We start from the raw sequence: 15488 nt of genomic DNA on the forward strand, positions 1-15488 counted from the left end.
AGTGAGCAACACCGGAGTCCGAAGCGCACCTGAGCGTGACACCAAATGCAGGGCGGACACGCAGGAGTGCCCTTACCTTGGCCAGAGCTATCTTCACAGCGTGAAAGCGGACCCCTATGAAACGCGAAATGGGCTTTCTGGTACTGATCTATTTTGCAGCCCACTTACCTATCTTAGTGACCACCGGTAATTTCTATGATGACTGGGTCTATTTTCACCCTGACCCGACAGTAACGATGAAGGCCTGGTCCAATGTAGGCAAACCATTGGCCGGCCTTTTTCTCAATTTCCTTCAAGACGCGGGCGGTTCTTTTGCAGCCAGACTTTGCACTTTTTTGACGTATCTTGGCGCCGCGCTACTTCTCTATGGCATCCTAACACAAATACACGAGATAGATCCTGAGGTTAGATTCTGTCTGGTATCTATCTTCATGGTTTTCCCCGCGGATACTACGCGAGTATTGTCGATGTTGTCTTTTGATTCTGCGTGCTACTTTCTTTGCTTCTTAGGATTTTGGTTATTGTCGAGGTACTTGATCTCAAGATGCATTACACTTCGTGTCGCGGCTCTCTTAGCCTTCTTCGTCAGCTTTTGGGTGAATTCTTTGCTGGTATTCTATGCCTTGGTTTTTGCATACATCTGGTATCAGGAGCGCGGTATGCTTCGTTCTTCTCGCGAATGGCTGTCCCTTCCGTTACGTTACGCGGACTTCATAGCTTTACCGTTAGTATTCTGGGTTGTGCAAAGGATCTGGTTCCCGGCCGCCATCGCGGGGTACAACGAACTTGAATGGGGTTTCTTGTCTCCCAGGCTCTGGGCTTATTTTATAAGGGAGGGGTTGGTCAAGCCCGTAGTTTTTTCGGTGGTGCCGCTGAACCCATTGCAGGTTATAGGGATTCTGACCGGTACCACGGTCTTGTATTGGCTTTGGCCTCGCGGAACCGCCCAAGGCCCGGAGAAAGGGCGAGTGGCCGCTCTTCTAATGGTCATTGGCATATTGTGCCTGGTCCTCGCTATGCTCCCGTATCTTGCAGTGGGAAAGGCATCTACCTATGAGGATTGGGGTAGCAGGCACGGTCGTTTACTACCTCTGGGCGCCGGTTTTGTCATATGTGGCATAATTTGGCAATTGAGCAGCCTTGTGAAGTTGAACAGCGCTTTCCGCGTGTTGCTGGCTTCGTTGGTTCTGAGCGTTTTCGTAAGCGCCTCCTTTAAAGTGTATATGGAGTATTGGAGAGACTGGTACAAGCAGCTGTCTCTTGTGAGGGTACTCAAGGCCAGTGACACGATTAAAGATCACACTTCCTTTCTGTTTAGCGACCAGGCTCAACAATGGAACGTGAAGAAGAGAATCCTACGTTATTATGACTATACGGCGCTGATGAATCTTGCCTTCAATGATGAGCGAAGATTCGGAATCGACGAGCGAACCAAAGACTGGCAGTCCCAAGCGGAATCGCTTTGTCGCGAGCTTCGCGGACCGAAAAGCGGCGACGAGATATACCTGGCAAAAGCCGTTCGTCTTACGCATTGGGTCCCGAAAATGCCTGAGTATAAAGTCACGATCTTGCCTATCATCCCGGAACTCAGCGCAAGCAGCCTGTTTCGACTGAAATTCCGTGAAATTTTCGACAAGTCAAGATTTGGTGAGACGCTACCTCAAATAGTTCGTTTGGAATTCAAGAGGCTTCAACTCTGAATCGCCTTGACCTTGAGATACTCCGGCGTGACCAAGCTCATCTGTTTGATCCGGCCTCTAAGTACACTTCGAATTTTTCGATTGTGGCCAACAGCTTGTAGTTTGCCATAAAATTCTTTTGCCATCCATTGTGCGATAAACAATCTAGTACACTAGGAACCCCTCCTGGAGGTTTGAATGTGTCGACAAAAATTAGTTTGGGTTTTAGCTTCATGACGTCTTCGCCAAGTTCATTTAACATCATTCGCACTTCATCATTTGGGCTCTTCAATGTATCTTCGTTGGTCGACGAGTTCCATGGTGCCTTTGCCCTAAGATAAAGGTACTCTATAGGCCAAAGATTGGGAAAATACCGTGATCCAGGCCGACGATCCGTTTGCACAACGACCGGGCATCCCGGATCGAGGGAGTACGAAAGGAATAGTACTCGATCGCCTCGAGAAGTATAGCTTTTGACAATTGCGATGAAAGGTTCCCGGTAAGCGTTGACCGCATCCCTCTTTGCCACCCGATGACCAGCGAGTGCTACGTTGCCTAAAATCAACCCCAAACAGATTAATGTAATGGCAATTGTCCGACCGGTAGATGTCGCTATGCCCTTTCCGCGGGGATAAAGCTCAAATACCCGATCGAAAAAATCAACTGAAAGCAACGCGAAAAAACCTATAGTAGGAAACAACTGATAGAACCAGCCTTTGCCTTGAGCCAGAAACATGGCGTAGGTCAACAGCGTCCCTATCACCAGCGCTTCCATCGGAAGTCTACCGTCGGTTTCGACCTTACGCGCCATGACAAGCGAAATGACAGCCAAAACAACCGCAAAAAAACAGAAAGCCGGGAAGAACGGGATTGACCTTAACGCGATTTCTGATAATCCCCATCCGTACTCGACATAGTAATTCGCAATGAACGGCAGCCAGCGACCAAAGAAGGCTTCATTCATCTCACTTGAGCCAAAAGCAAAGAAAGCTGCGTAAAAGCCAAACCATATGATTACAGTCAGGACTTCGGGGCGGGCCAATTCGCGAAATCGCCTGGATCTGTAGCAGAGGAACGTCTCAACACCAACGGCCGCGACCACGAAATGCGGTTTCAGCAACAGGAATGCACCGCATAGCAGCCCCGAAGCCACGGCGAGCAGCTTTCCCGGCTCTTTCCCGGTGTGACGACAAAGCCTGATGTACAAGAAAGGTATGTATGTAATTACAAATAAATAATCCCTTTCACCCAACCAACCAAACGCAGCCACGTACGCGGCGAATGAGATCAGCACTGAGGCACGCGCAAGTCTCGAAGGATACGACATACCTGTTGATAAAAATCCAAGCAAATAGAACACCGTCGCTGCCGAGTAAAGAGCCAGACCGGCAGACATTGCGTGGAAAACCAATGTTAAATCAAGTTTCAGATGATCCGAGACCAATACGGGTAATAAATGAATCAAGAATGCCGCCGGTGGATTAGTGTCGATGAAATCCACGTATGGGACAGCGCCTTCGAGCATTAGCCTGGCCCCGCCAAGGTACACGGCACAGTCAAGATTGAGGGGAAGGTTGCTAAGCAGAGCTATGGTCAAAAGCCCACAACATGCCGCCACTAACGACAATACCCCTGCCGCCAAGCTCAGGGTGGTTCCGGCAGGCGAAGATATATTGCAAGCCGCCCTGTCCGGCGATGGCGTCATGAACCCTCTTCCGCGGTCTCAGAGGAGATCGGATCGTCACTTGGCCTGCGCCAGACTGCCAGGATGGTTTTCCCGCAGGTATATGCAACGAAGAAATCCACAAAGCGAGAAAGTCTTACCAAGAGAGTGTCCCAAAGCCTGAGCAGGCCGGCGGTGGGCATCGAGCGGCGCAGCAGAACACGATTTGCAAGAGAGGCCAACATTCCCAACGAATCAAGGTAGGCAACACGTACCTCAATTAAAGGCTCAGGCATTATCTTTCTCAGGGACTTGCCGTTGTAACGCCGATAATGTCCGACAGCAGCGTCAAAAGGGCTGAAGAAGAATGAATGGGCCGGAGCGACAATAATCATCGTTCCTTCCGGCCTCAACAAACCGGCTGCCCTCTGCAACTCCCCGCCGTCATCCAGGATATGTTCCAGCACGTCGATGTAAATGATAGAATCAAATTTTTCGTAGGAAGACACATCTGCTATTGTTTTTACGCGGATTTCAACCAGGGACTCCAGACCGTTTGCGCGCAGCGACTCTTGACCACGTCTTGCCAAATCCCGGTCAGGTTCCAGGCACACCCATTTGGAGCACCAGGGGCCATATAAGGTCAGGGTCTTTGCACACATTCCCGACCCGACCTCCAAGACATCTCCCCGAATGAACGGTTTCACTTGATTGGCCAAGTAACTAATCCAGTTGACGGTTTGGCCCATCATTTCAAGTTCGCCGCCACTATATTTGTACGAATCAAGTCTTGGATCGGAGTTCTTCATAGCACCTAACGAACTGGAGGCATTGCTTCCGTGAAAATGAGTCTATCGCGGAGCGACGTTGCAGGGTGGCGAAGGCAAAAAAGAGGGCGATCACGAATAGCTGCAGCACCAACAACATGAGGATTCCCAGTCCGGCAGTAGTCCAGCCGGGTATGGCCAGTCCGGCAAAAAACTGCATGGACAAAACGACAGATGTCGTCAGTAACAGAACAACTCCCGCCATGACACTGGCCACGAGCAGCCGTGCGCCAACTATATCCGAGAAAACCGACATGGCGCTTAATCCATGGGTAACCAGCGCGGGAAGGTTCATTTTTGACTTTCCGTGCAATCGCCTGGATCTCTCCAATGGAACCATATCAATCGGTAGTTTCGCTTTGAAGACAGACGCAGCATAGTGATTCCACACTTCCGCCGTACTCGTAACGTCAGGCAGGAGTTCGTACGGGATGATGCTGAAGTTGCCCACTCGGATCTTTGTGTTGGTGAGAGCGTAATGCGCCCATCTATAAAGCCAATACAAGACCTTGAACAGAACCCCCTCTGTCCGACGAGACCTCTTCGCAAATACAATTTGGCCAAAATTTCCGGCCTCGAGGCGCTCAATAAGCCTGGGAATATGGTCCGGAGAATCTTCTCCATCGCCATCCATCACGACCACCGCTCTACACGGAACGTTTTCGTAGATGTGAGCCAAGCCGATGGCAATGGCTCGCTGGTGTCCGACATTGCGAATTAGCCTGAGGACGCCGACTTTTGTTATGCGTTCCAATCTGAGGGCGATTTCTTTCGGAGGCGGCTGAGTGGATCCGTCATCGACGAAAAGGATTTCCGGTCTGTAAATCATTCCCGAGAAAACATTGTCAATGCGAGGAAGCAATTCTATGGCACAATCCCAATCATCAAACACAGGGATACATATTATAATCCGATTCTGGAGCGAGGTCTCGTCTGCCATTGTCCCTTACGCCGATCCAAACATTATAGGCACCATGAGCCGTGCATCTTCAGTACCTTCGCTGAACGAAAGCCTTTCTATATGGGCAAGCCGTCAAGTCAACTTTGATTTGCCAGCCAAATTGAACGCCTTTGCAGGATGATTCCTTGGGGAGGGCTGACTAGAAGGGGTTCCCAACCTATTGCTCGGCAAATCACCTTATTTCTTACCTCTCCTTTTTTTACCATCTTTACCCCTTAAGAACAATTCCGGTGAGCGCTTTCAATTTGATCGTCAGTGGCGATAAGCGATTCAAAAAATACCTTCCAGCCGGGCCGGGGCAATTAAGGTAGCCTCTCCGTCACTCAAAACCCGTTCCAGATGATGTTGAATATTTCGTCAAACATGCTCCGCGGCACCCCTATTTACTGGAACCTGCCCGCGGCGGGGTCTGGGAGCAGGCAACATGGCGCACCGACGAAGCGTTGCCGCTGTCCGCATCGACAGTTATCAGCCTATCGAATCCTTCGGAAAGGACCCTATTGCACAAGCCGGCTTCATCCGGGTCCAAAGGCCTGTCCTCATGGCTCTTCAGACGGTAAACAGCGTACTGATTGATCAAGGTATCTGATCGCACGGGGCAGTCAGCGCTTGGCAGACCGTCGATCAAGGCCATTCCTGTTATAGCAGGAGCTATGAAAGGAACTGCTGCGCACACGGGCATCAGGTCCCAGTAAGCGCGGTTCGATTGCGGGATGAATATCAGAGTTTTCTTTCTTTCTTCCGGCGGAAGGGCCCGCAAGTCCTTCAAGACCTGCACAATCTTGTACCTGGGATTCTTTTCCAAGTTTTGCTGGGCCTCGTTGAATAAGGGAACCCTCTCATTGGCGAGCAGATTCCATAGCGAGAGCCATGCCATTCCTCCCGATTCCTTCGCCACGCGCTGTTCCATACGACCGCAAATAAAGTTAGGAGAGTTCGTCCCGGCCAGTGCGCACCTGATGGCCACATTTGACGAGACCATGCGAAAGACCGCTTGCGAACCATTCGTTAGGAGGCATCCAATCCATCCGATCCCCACCACAAAAAACAGCACGTAAGCCAGGGGAACGTGTCTCCAATCAAAATGCCCCTCTTGTGGCCCCACAAATAGTTCAACGACTTTCTTCTGTACCGCATCGATATTGGCCAGCAAAAGGCCCAATGAAAACCAGTTTTGAAAATCCATGAAATAGATTCCGCTTCCACCAGGAATCGCCAACAAAAAAGCAGGAGCGGTTCCGGCAAGACATGCGACTGCGACTACTTCCGCATCAACAATCCTTTTTTCGCGCCAGGCCTCCGTTAGGTCTCCGAGCCTGGTCACGCTGCTTTGGTAGAACCGCCAGATGATGAAAACCCATGACCAGAAATAGAAAAACATCAAAAAGAAAGGCTTCCAGGCAAACGCGACGTTGGAGATAAAGAAGCCGAAGGGATAGATATGAGCAAAGCCAGACCCCGGGTTTGTTGTAAGCTTGACCGCAATTACCAACATCAATGCGCTCAATAACAAAGAAACAATAGGAGTTCGAAAGCGCCACAAACGCAACCTGAAGAAAAGATAGGCATAGATGGCAACCAGGAGGAACATCAGAGAAATCTTCATAAGACCTACGGCGAACAGCAGCATGGGAATTGTGCAGATCAGTACATGGTCAGTCGCCGTCAGAATCCCGGGTGGCTTTGCACTCCTGCGCCATACAGACACGACCAGGGATAGAACGCCGAAACACCATGCGAGACCCACGGTGTAAGTGACGGAAATGAAATGCAGGTCTCCACCAAGGGCCATATTTCTGGCTGCCTCCGTCGGCAGAAAGCCTATCATACCGGTGAAAAAAACTAGCCAAAACGCGTAGTGGCTCCTCAGTTTTCCGGTAATTCTACCGTCACTGACTACTTCCCGGACCTCGACAACAAAGATGAGCAGACGTGAGAGCCAAAATGGTATCGCGATCACCGGGAAGCCAAGCTGCGCGAACTTGATCGTGTCCATGCGCAGGATTTCTCCGATTCCCGCGAAACACCAGTAAGCGCCCCAGTGATACGAACAATAGATCAAACCATCGAGCCCGGTGCTGGGGATACCATATGTCTGAATCATACCGGACAACGATGCATTCAACAGAATGTCCTTGCTCAAATAGTAACCGGCAGCCAAAGCCTCCTCGTAGAGCGGGTTCTGATATCCGGAACCCCAAACCGCTCCCGCTACCCAAAGACCGAATAAAAGCGACAAGAGTAGAAAAAGCAGGCTTCGGCCAATGCCGCTCCCTCGAAGCCAGCCCAAGAAGCTCACCGCAAAGAAGGCAAAACCAAGAACCTCAAAGGCGGTCAAAGCAGTAACACCCACGGATCGGCCCGCAAACCCGGTAATCGGTAAGACCAAGAAAGCGGCCAACGAGATCGCCGAGTCTGAACTTAGCCACGAGCCGTCCGGCTTCAGGCCCAAAAGCCCGACCAGCGAGCGGAAGATGGGCGGAGCAAAGAGGACGAACAAACTCAACGACAAGGTTTCCAGAGCAACCGCCACTGAATTGTCTCGTAAACCTATACGAGCTGCAACGTAGAGGCCGGTGAGAACTCCTGCGACCACAGACGCGAAAATCGCGGCAGTTAACCTCGCATCATCCGAATGTGCAGGCTGAGAACAGGATTGTTCCATCTCGGCGGACATGGCATTCCGAGTTGCTTTGCTTGAGAATTGTATCTCTGACATGGACATTGTTGCTTGGCTTTAAACAGTGACCAATGGCCGCTATTCCGCATATCTCCTGTTAATAAGGTACGATAAAGAAGTCACGAAGTTAGGCGAACTCTTGCAGCCACAGCTCAAGAATCAAGAGAGAATAGACCAGCAAAGCCCAATTGCAGTCTTGAGCAGTCCTGCCCTGCAAAAGCTCTTTTACGAACGAGCGGTCAACATAAGATCCAATTTTGGTCGTGGGGCCGAGAAGACAGTCCATGGTGAGAGGCCTCATCTCATTTTTCAACCACGACAATAGCGGGGGATCAAACCCCGACTTGGCTCGGTTTATCACCTCGTCCGGGAGGCGATCACGATACGCGTCCCGCAGTACAGCCTTTGTCCGGCCAAAACGCAATCGGTAAGAAGCGGGAAGCCGCGCGGAAAATTCAGCTATCTCGTGATCCATCAAAGGGGACCGGGCTTCCAAGGATGCCGCCATACTGGCCATATCCATCTTCACCAGGAGATCGCTCAAAAGGTTTATTTGCAGGTCGCAATCCACCAGAGCGTCCATGTCGGCAATATTGTTGGTGGGCATGAGGGATTCGATCCAGTCCTCAGTGCCGCGCATAGTCTGTTTGATCCAAACCTGTGCCTTAGTAGATTCCCGCAACGTGTCCACCGTCATTATCAAATACCGTTCCCCTCCGCGAGCAATCAGGGCCCTCAGAAAACGAAAAACGAACCCGGCCTTTGATTGTCGAGAGCCGGATCGGTTCTGTGAAATTTTCACCGCGGCCCTAAGAAGCGGCCTGGGAACAAAGGAGAAGATCTTGAGGTACCGTGCGGCCAAATATCGCCTATATCCGGCGAATAGCTCGTCTCCTCCGTCGCCGTTGAGAACCACCTTCACGTGCTGAGCTGCCAATTTGGCAATCTTCATGGTCGGAATTGCGCTAGGATCGGCGTACGGTTGGTCATAAGCCTTTGCCACCTTGTGCAAATCATCCACAAGACTCGGTTCCAGGTTCAAGACATTATTGCGTACACCCAGTGCCCGGGCCGTCCTTCCAGCGATGGTTGATTCATCAAGGTCCGCGTCTCCCATGGCCACGGTAAAGGTTTGAAGCGATTCCCCCAGAGACCGGCTCGCTTCGTACGCAATTACGGACGAATCGATCCCACCTGACAGAAATACCGCCAACGGCACATCGCTCCGAAGACGAAGCCGCACCGCTTCTCCCACCAACTCGCGCGTGTGCTGCAAGACTTCAGGGTATGAGATCTTCAGTTTTGGCTGGAATTCCAAGGTCCAATATTTGGCGATCCGCGAATCTCTCCCGTCGAAAACCATCCACGAGCCGGGCGGCAGGGCATACACTTTGTCATAGATGGTGTCAGGCTGAGGAATCACAGCCAGCGACAAGAAATCATAGACACCCTGGTCTCTCACTTGCCAGGCAGCTTTTGTCTGCGTACCAAGGATTCGCAATGCCTTCAATTCGGAAGCAAAGAGCAGATTGCCGTTTTGAAGCGTGTAGTACAGTGGTTTCTTTCCGAACCGGTCTCGCGCTGTGTAAATGAGCCGGTTTACCGAGTCCCAAACGGCAAAGGCAAACATGCCCCGCAAATGTCGGCACATGTCGACCCCGCACTGCTCATACAAATGAACCAGCACCTCGGTGTCGGATTGCGTTTTGAAGATATGGCCTCGGGAAGTCAGATCGGCCATAAGTTCGCGGTAATTATATATTTCGCCGTTGAAGACTACGGCCAGAGTGCCGTCTTCGTTGAATACCGGCTGGTGACCTCCTTCAAGGTCGATTATTGAAAGGCGCCTGTTTCCCAGGAAGACTTGGTGCTGTTGGTACAAACCGGTGTCATCAGGCCCGCGATGCCGCATCGCATCCAACGATTCCTCGATGATCCGTTTTTCAATTCCTGCGGCAACCCAGCCGCCGTTAATTCCGCACATTAACCAAGCTCAATGCCCGCAGAGTCATACAAGGCTACCGCCTTTAAGCGACGTTTCACCGACGTTAGATTTTACTATTCTTGCAGGATGGCCGACAGCCACCACGTGCCCAGGGAGGTCTTCAATAACCACGGAGCCTGTCCCCACAATGGTATTCCCACCGATTGTTACTCCGGGCGAAACCACGGTCCCCGCGCCGAGGAAGGTGGCCGGCCCAATTGCCACGTTTCCGCATAAATGGCACCCCGGCGCTATGTGGACGCCGTCGCGGATCGAGCAATCATGGTCGACCGTGGCGCCGGTATTCACTATGACGCTATTTGCGATCCTCGCGTCTGAATTGATAACGCAGCCTGCCATCACCACGGAATTTGCACCGATTGAAACTCCTCGAGCCAATTGAACTGAAGGATGAACAGCGCTGATCAATTCATAACCATGATCCTCAAGCCATTGCGCTACGCTCAATCTCTGAAAATTATCGCCTATTGCAACGAAACATTTCGCCACGAGTTCGGATTTGGCTGCTGCACGCAAGTCTTCTCTGCCCCCCAGGACTCGATAGCCGAAAAAGGTCCTTCCTTTGAGGCCGGCATCGTCGTCCACTATAAAGGCCGGCTTGTACAGCCCTTGCCTTTCCATCACGTCCAGAACAACCTTTGCGTGCCCGCCCGCGCCGAATACGAATATTTGATCCAATGTTCCCTCGCCCAAGGCTCAGTTTGCAGCCGTTTCTTCAAGGTGTCGTTGCGAGAAGTAGGTCCCGCAGTCCGCGGGAAAGTCATTTCCCGAGATTGCTTCGGATTTGGGCTATCGCGTGACGGCCAATTTCAAGGCAGGATATGCCTTACACAGACAAAGGCTTCAGCGTGCTCCATACCCACAAAGCCGCCTCGATAGCGGCTCAAAACCATTATCGACTCCGGTGACCGTTCGTGCGGGTAAGCCTTGATTTGAGATTCATACAGATTGGCCGCGGCAATTTTGCGATCAATGGTTGTCGAGACATCGCAGAAGACGTTTGGCACAAAGGCCGCTGTCATTGCAGGAGAATTCCAGTTGGTGGAGGAAAGCACCTCATAACAGTAAATGCACCGCACAGTTGTTTGGAGCGGCCTGGCTGCAACCATGGCGCTGCTATGGACAATCTGGTGATCACGGTTAATGTCCCCCGGGAAGGGCAAAAACAACAACTCCGGTTCAATCTGACGCAGGAATGTGGATATCCTATCATTGATCTCGTACTGGGGCAGCGTATCCAGTTTGATGGACGGCAAATCCGCGAAGTGCGTCTTTTTGACCCCCAAGAGGGCATGGGCCCTGACGGCTTCTTCTCTGCCTCGCTCAATCAACTTGGGATCGAACAGCTCGTCGCCCTTGGTGATAATCAGGACGTGGACTTCATTGCCCGCGTCCGCGTATTTGGCCATTGTGCCGCCGGCCCCGAACACTTCGTCATCGGGATGAGGCGCTATGACAAGCATTCGCATTGGACAGAGTCTCCTTGACACTGTGGATGTCTGATGTGAACATACTGATTGTCGGAGCATAACAGAAAGGGTTTTGCTCGTGTTGAGGCTCGAACGGCCGGTACGGCGGGATTCATCCGAACTAACGCCTTTCCCACATTCCAGAGGGTCAAATGACTCAGATTGAATACAGATCCTACATGCCGGGAGATGAGCATGCCATCCTGGCCTTGTTTCGGGAAAGCTTCGGCAGCCGAACGATGACCATGGACTACTGGAAATGGCGCTTCCGTGAGAATCCGGTTGGACAAATATTGATAGAATTGGCATGGGACGGCGATAAGCTCGCGGCGCACTACGGGGTTTCTCCCGTGCTTATGAGCATCCAAGGCAAAGACGCTCTCTGTGGTCTTTCGGTCACGACCATGACCCATCCCCACTATCGAGGCCGAGGGCTTTTTCCTGTTCTTGCGGATCGTCTGTATCGCCGTATGGCTGAAACGGGCTATCTCATGGTTTGGGGATTTCCGAACAAAAACTCGCACGAAGGGTTTGTTAGCAGGCTCGGCTGGCGAGACATATGCGAGATCCCCATGCTCAGGCTGGACCTCGGAAAAATGAAACACAGGCCCGAGCGGACCGCCAAGATCGGTGAATGCACTGTCTTTGACGATGGTTTCAACCAGTTGTGGGCATCCGTTTCCGCGAGACATGCCATAGCCGTAAAACGCGACGCTACATACCTTCGATGGCGATTTCAATCCAATCCGGAGAACAAATACCAACTCATCTGCTACAAGGATGACGATCAGCTACTCGGGTACGCTGTTTGGAAACTTTACCAGGGAACAGACCTTGAAATAATAGATCTGGTGGCTGTTGAACAAGAGACGGTGGGGACCGCTCTTGTGGCGGCTGCGGTGGAAACCGGCCTCGGACTCGGGGCTGAAAGCGTCAAAATGTGGCTTCCGAGACACAATCCATTGCGTGCGAACCTGGAACGCACGGGCTTCCGGGAAGGGCCACCAATGACTTTTTTCGGGGCTCGTTCTTTTGATTCAGTGCCGTACGGAACGAATTGGTCTGCTGAAAGTGCGTGGTTCTATTCCATGAGTGACTCGGATGTCTTCTGATCATGATTTCGGAACTGACCACCGCTTGTTCGGCCCTCGCCCCTTCCATCCAAGGCCGGGCCAGGTGTCCCGGTAAATCTTCCGCATGTGGCGTGCCCCTCTTGATTTACTCCTGAGCCGCTCAATACGGTAATGATGGCCAAAAGAAAGATCTTCGCATCGAGCATAAGCGACCAATGGTCCACGTACCACAGATCCAGCTTGAACTTCCGCTCCCAGGTATTCGCGTTGCGGCCATTGACGCCGGCCCAGCCGACTATTCCCGGCGGAACTTCGTGTCTGCGTCGTTGCTCCGGAGTGTAAAGGTCCCAGTATTCCACGGGCAAAGGCCGCGGCCCTATAAAACTCATTTCGCCCTTCAAAACGTTCCACAACTGCGGCAGCTCATCCAATGCGGTTTTGCGAAGGGCCCCGCCCAGGCGGGTGAGGCGCTGAGCGTCGGGCAGCAGGCACCCCGCGTCGTCGCGATCGTCGATCATGCTTCGAAACTTCCACAGGCGAAAAGGCCTTCCATGCAGTCCCGAACGGCTCTGACCGAACAGAACCGGAGCGCCCATGCTCAAGCGGACAGCGAGGGCCACTCCCAGGAACACCGGAGAGAGCAGGAACAGCCCCAAGAAGGCTGCAACCAGGTCGCAAGATCGCTTCAGTCTCCGCGTCATCTCGATCCACCTGAGCCTGGAGCTTGTACGGGATCTTTTTGACCGGCCCTCACATGAGCCAGCCCCTTTTGGTTAACGCGGAGCATGTACTCGTGAAACAGGGCATCCCATATAGCAGTCTGCTGAAAATCCCTCAGAACGCGCTTTCTCGCTTCCCTGCCGTGTCGCAGCCGTAATTCCCTGTTTTCCAGATACGTTCCTATGGCGTTTGCCAGCGACAGCGCTTCCCGCGGAGGGACAAGAGTGCCGGTCTCGCCATCCTTAACCGCGTCCACGCAACCCGTGACCCTGGTCGCCACGGTGGGGACCTCCATGGCCGCGGCTTCCAGCACCACATTTGGAAATCCTTCCCGGTACGTGGGGAGAACCAGCAAGCTCATAATGCTGTACAAGGAGGGCATCCGCGAATTCTCCACAGCCGCTATCCTTGCTATCCGAGGGTCGTTCTGCAAAGCGTTCAGCGTGGCCGCGGAAACAGGATCCTGAGCTTCCGTATGCCCGATGATCAACAAAAAGCAATTGCCGCGATTTCTAATGCTTTGCCACGCCTCGATCAGTTCCTCTACGCCCTTGCTTTTAACGATCCGGCCCACGAAACCAATTACGAAAGCATTGTCCGGGATTGCCAGTTGCTCGCGCAATTCGTCCCGGTCCGAGTCGGTCACTCGTGTGGGATTGAAGCGGCCTTGTCCATCGACCCCGTTACTGCTGCCGTGGGCGAGAAGGCTTATCTTATGAGGCGAACACAGGCGTTCGGACATGAGCGAGGCCGCAACCGACTTGCTCACAGGAAACACCCGTTGTGCAAGCAAACATGTCACTGACTCCAAGGCCCTTAGGAGATGTCTGGAGCTTCCCGACCGGGTCTCGGTCATGAGACCTCGGACCGTGTAAAATCTTATAGGCACGCGCGCAAAGGCTGCCGCGGCCATTGCCAGCACGGAGGCCTTGGCCGTTGAACCATGAACAATGGTCGGGCGGATCTTCCGGAACAGCCTGAACAGGCGCCACAGTGCTACCAAATCGGAAAATGGGGAAATCCAGCGGCTCATGGGCACCGCGTGCACTTCCAGGCCATCCCGGGATGCCATGTCTTCCAGCATCGGACCTGGAGATGACACAGCGACAACCTGGAGGCCCTTTCCCCTCATGTAAGCTATCTGGTCCCTGAGGAGATGTTTCAACGTCACGGGAACCGTGACAACGTGGACGAGTTTAATTGTCATCAGAGCTTCTGAGCCCATGAGGTCAGGTTCGGGACAAGGCTCCAGACGCGATTGCTCAGCATGCAACATCTGGAGCATGCCTTGTACAGCCCGCAACTTCTCAGTTCGTTTCTGAACTCGCGGTACACGGCAGAATTGTAGACCTCGGCCACGGACGCTATCCTAAGGTCCCCCATGGTGTTTCCCAACATGCAATTCAGAAGCCTTCCGTACGGGTCTATGTACACGAAGTTCCACGGCGCCAAACACTTAGCGGCGTACGCATAGTCGGGATCGGAGTACCATCTTATTATTTCGTCAATCCCCATGTGCATCGGAATGGTATACGTGAGCACGTCGAGTTCCTTGGCCCGCAGTGTCAGCCTCTGCCAACTTTCCCGAAGTTTCTCAAAATCCATGGTGCGAAGGTGCTTCGGAAGGTCCAGGTCGTCACCTTTGTCACTTGCAGAGGGACTCGGTCCGTTTCCGGGTAAGGAGTAATTGAGCATCCCGATTCTTACCTCAGCCCTGAATTGCTTTGCGATTTGCGGCAAATGTTCGAGGTGTAGATAGTTTGAGGATGTAAGCGTCACACCAAGAGCCAGGTTCGGCCGCGTGCTTTGCCGTGATTCCTTGCTCTTACGAAGGGCCTCCAGGCCTCTGAGCGCGTTTTCAAAAGATCTCGGGTTCTTGCATATTCTGTTGTGGATCTCTTCAGGCCCTTCGAGGGAAATGGAAACCGTGGACACACGGAGGTCCACCAGGTCTTCTGCGGTTTCAGGGGTGAGCAAAGTGCCGTTTGTTGCAATGGCCAAATCCAGACCATTGGATCGGATATGTCTAATCAGATCTCCGGCGAATCCGAGAAGAAAAATTTCGCCGCCGGAAAGCGCAATTCCCTTCACTCCCGAGGTCTTCAGATCATCAATAACCGATTTCCATTCGTCGAGCTTAAGTTCACTAAGTTTTTCAGCGTATTGTAGCATCCTCGAATCTTCATGCCTCAGATCGTGGGCCTGAGGGCACTGTTCGCATCGAAGATTGCACCTGTACGTCAGGTCGATCCAAGCCGTTTCGGGGAGAACCGACTTGCCGTCGCGGGCGAACATATATTTCCGAATATATCCGCTAGTTACTGTTGTAATGGTCGAATGCAGAAAAACCATCACTTGGAACAGTCTGGGATATTTTCGGAGCAGATCTATCAGGCGTTGTTTCATTGGTG

Annotated in this window: 12 protein-coding genes; 2 read left to right on the top strand and 10 right to left on the bottom strand. The window is 52.4% G+C overall.

The window, feature by feature from the left end; genetic code table 11:
- The first annotated feature begins 116 nt into the window (after nucleotides 1-116).
- Nucleotides 117-1700 (top strand): hypothetical protein, encoded by a 1584-nt coding sequence (locus HY913_20145; GenBank protein MBI4965599.1) that lies wholly within the window; start codon nucleotides 117-119, stop codon nucleotides 1698-1700.
- Between the two features lie 37 nt (nucleotides 1701-1737).
- On the opposite strand, the gene HY913_20150 is transcribed toward HY913_20145, so the two are convergent.
- The 7 genes from HY913_20150 to HY913_20180 all read right to left on the bottom strand — a co-directional run bounded on the left by HY913_20150 (nucleotide 1738) and on the right by HY913_20180 (nucleotide 11284).
- Complete coding sequence (locus tag HY913_20150) at nucleotides 1738-3204, bottom strand: hypothetical protein (GenBank protein ID MBI4965600.1); 1467 nt, start codon at nucleotides 3202-3204, stop codon at nucleotides 1738-1740.
- A 176-nt stretch (nucleotides 3205-3380) separates the two neighbouring features.
- On the bottom strand, nucleotides 3381-4151 hold the full coding sequence (locus HY913_20155) for a class I SAM-dependent methyltransferase (GenBank protein MBI4965601.1): 771 nt from the start codon (nucleotides 4149-4151) through the stop codon (nucleotides 3381-3383).
- Complete coding sequence (locus HY913_20160) at nucleotides 4126-5109, bottom strand: glycosyltransferase (GenBank protein ID MBI4965602.1); 984 nt, start codon at nucleotides 5107-5109, stop codon at nucleotides 4126-4128. The genes HY913_20155 and HY913_20160 overlap by 26 nt, the downstream gene beginning before the upstream one ends.
- Before the next feature lie 400 nt (nucleotides 5110-5509).
- Nucleotides 5510-7849 (bottom strand): hypothetical protein, encoded by a 2340-nt coding sequence (locus HY913_20165; GenBank protein MBI4965603.1) that lies wholly within the window; start codon nucleotides 7847-7849, stop codon nucleotides 5510-5512.
- Nucleotides 7850-7937: 88 nt separating this feature from the next.
- A complete protein-coding gene (gene asnB / locus HY913_20170; GenBank protein MBI4965604.1) occupies nucleotides 7938-9794 on the bottom strand; it encodes an asparagine synthase (glutamine-hydrolyzing) in 1857 nt (618 codons plus the stop codon).
- A 24-nt stretch (nucleotides 9795-9818) separates the two neighbouring features.
- Entirely contained in the window at nucleotides 9819-10493 is a 675-nt protein-coding gene (locus HY913_20175) for an acetyltransferase (GenBank protein ID MBI4965605.1), read from the bottom strand.
- A 131-nt stretch (nucleotides 10494-10624) separates the two neighbouring features.
- Nucleotides 10625-11284 carry a PIG-L family deacetylase gene (locus HY913_20180; GenBank protein ID MBI4965606.1) on the bottom strand — a complete coding sequence of 220 codons (660 nt, stop codon included), beginning with the start codon at nucleotides 11282-11284 and terminating at the stop codon, nucleotides 10625-10627.
- Nucleotides 11285-11436: 152 nt separating this feature from the next.
- Here HY913_20180 and HY913_20185 point away from each other — a divergent pair, with 152 nt between their 5' ends.
- The gene (locus HY913_20185; GenBank protein ID MBI4965607.1) at nucleotides 11437-12396 is read left to right on the top strand and encodes a GNAT family N-acetyltransferase; all 960 of its coding nucleotides are present in this window, start codon (nucleotides 11437-11439) and stop codon (nucleotides 12394-12396) included.
- Here HY913_20185 and HY913_20190 read toward each other — a convergent pair.
- The 3 genes from HY913_20190 to HY913_20200 are packed head-to-tail and all read right to left on the bottom strand — an operon-like array spanning nucleotide 12366 to nucleotide 15483.
- The gene (locus HY913_20190) at nucleotides 12366-13058 is read right to left on the bottom strand and encodes a sugar transferase (protein ID MBI4965608.1); all 693 of its coding nucleotides are present in this window, start codon (nucleotides 13056-13058) and stop codon (nucleotides 12366-12368) included. The genes HY913_20185 and HY913_20190 overlap by 31 nt on opposite strands.
- On the bottom strand, nucleotides 13055-14284 hold the full coding sequence (locus HY913_20195) for a glycosyltransferase family 4 protein (protein MBI4965609.1): 1230 nt from the start codon (nucleotides 14282-14284) through the stop codon (nucleotides 13055-13057). Before HY913_20195 ends, HY913_20190 begins: the two co-directional genes overlap by 4 nt.
- Nucleotides 14284-15483, bottom strand: a complete 1200-nt coding sequence (locus HY913_20200) for a radical SAM protein (GenBank protein ID MBI4965610.1) — start codon at nucleotides 15481-15483, stop codon at nucleotides 14284-14286. The genes HY913_20195 and HY913_20200 overlap by 1 nt, the downstream gene beginning before the upstream one ends.
- Between the last annotated feature and the right edge of the window lie 5 nt (nucleotides 15484-15488).

The organism is Desulfomonile tiedjei (assembly GCA_016212925.1).
In the GTDB taxonomy this organism is placed as follows: domain Bacteria; phylum Desulfobacterota; class Desulfomonilia; order Desulfomonilales; family Desulfomonilaceae; genus JACRDF01.

Excerpts from the sequence above, each read along its gene's own strand:
- HY913_20145 (MBI4965599.1), top strand. The coding sequence starts at position 117 with ATGAAACGCGAAATGGGCTTTCTGGTACTGATCTATTTTGCAGCCCAC.
- HY913_20150 (MBI4965600.1), bottom strand. The coding sequence starts at position 3,204 with ATGCTCGAAGGCGCTGTCCCATACGTGGATTTCATCGACACTAATCCA.
- HY913_20155 (MBI4965601.1), bottom strand. The coding sequence starts at position 4,151 with ATGAAGAACTCCGATCCAAGACTTGATTCGTACAAATATAGTGGCGGC.
- HY913_20160 (MBI4965602.1), bottom strand. The coding sequence starts at position 5,109 with ATGGCAGACGAGACCTCGCTCCAGAATCGGATTATAATATGTATCCCT.
- HY913_20165 (MBI4965603.1), bottom strand. The coding sequence starts at position 7,849 with ATGTCAGAGATACAATTCTCAAGCAAAGCAACTCGGAATGCCATGTCC.
- asnB (MBI4965604.1), bottom strand. The coding sequence starts at position 9,794 with ATGTGCGGAATTAACGGCGGCTGGGTTGCCGCAGGAATTGAAAAACGG.
- HY913_20180 (MBI4965606.1), bottom strand. The coding sequence starts at position 11,284 with ATGCGAATGCTTGTCATAGCGCCTCATCCCGATGACGAAGTGTTCGGG.
- HY913_20185 (MBI4965607.1), top strand. The coding sequence starts at position 11,437 with ATGACTCAGATTGAATACAGATCCTACATGCCGGGAGATGAGCATGCC.
- HY913_20190 (MBI4965608.1), bottom strand. The coding sequence starts at position 13,058 with ATGACGCGGAGACTGAAGCGATCTTGCGACCTGGTTGCAGCCTTCTTG.
- HY913_20195 (MBI4965609.1), bottom strand. The coding sequence starts at position 14,284 with ATGACAATTAAACTCGTCCACGTTGTCACGGTTCCCGTGACGTTGAAA.
- HY913_20200 (MBI4965610.1), bottom strand. The coding sequence starts at position 15,483 with ATGAAACAACGCCTGATAGATCTGCTCCGAAAATATCCCAGACTGTTC.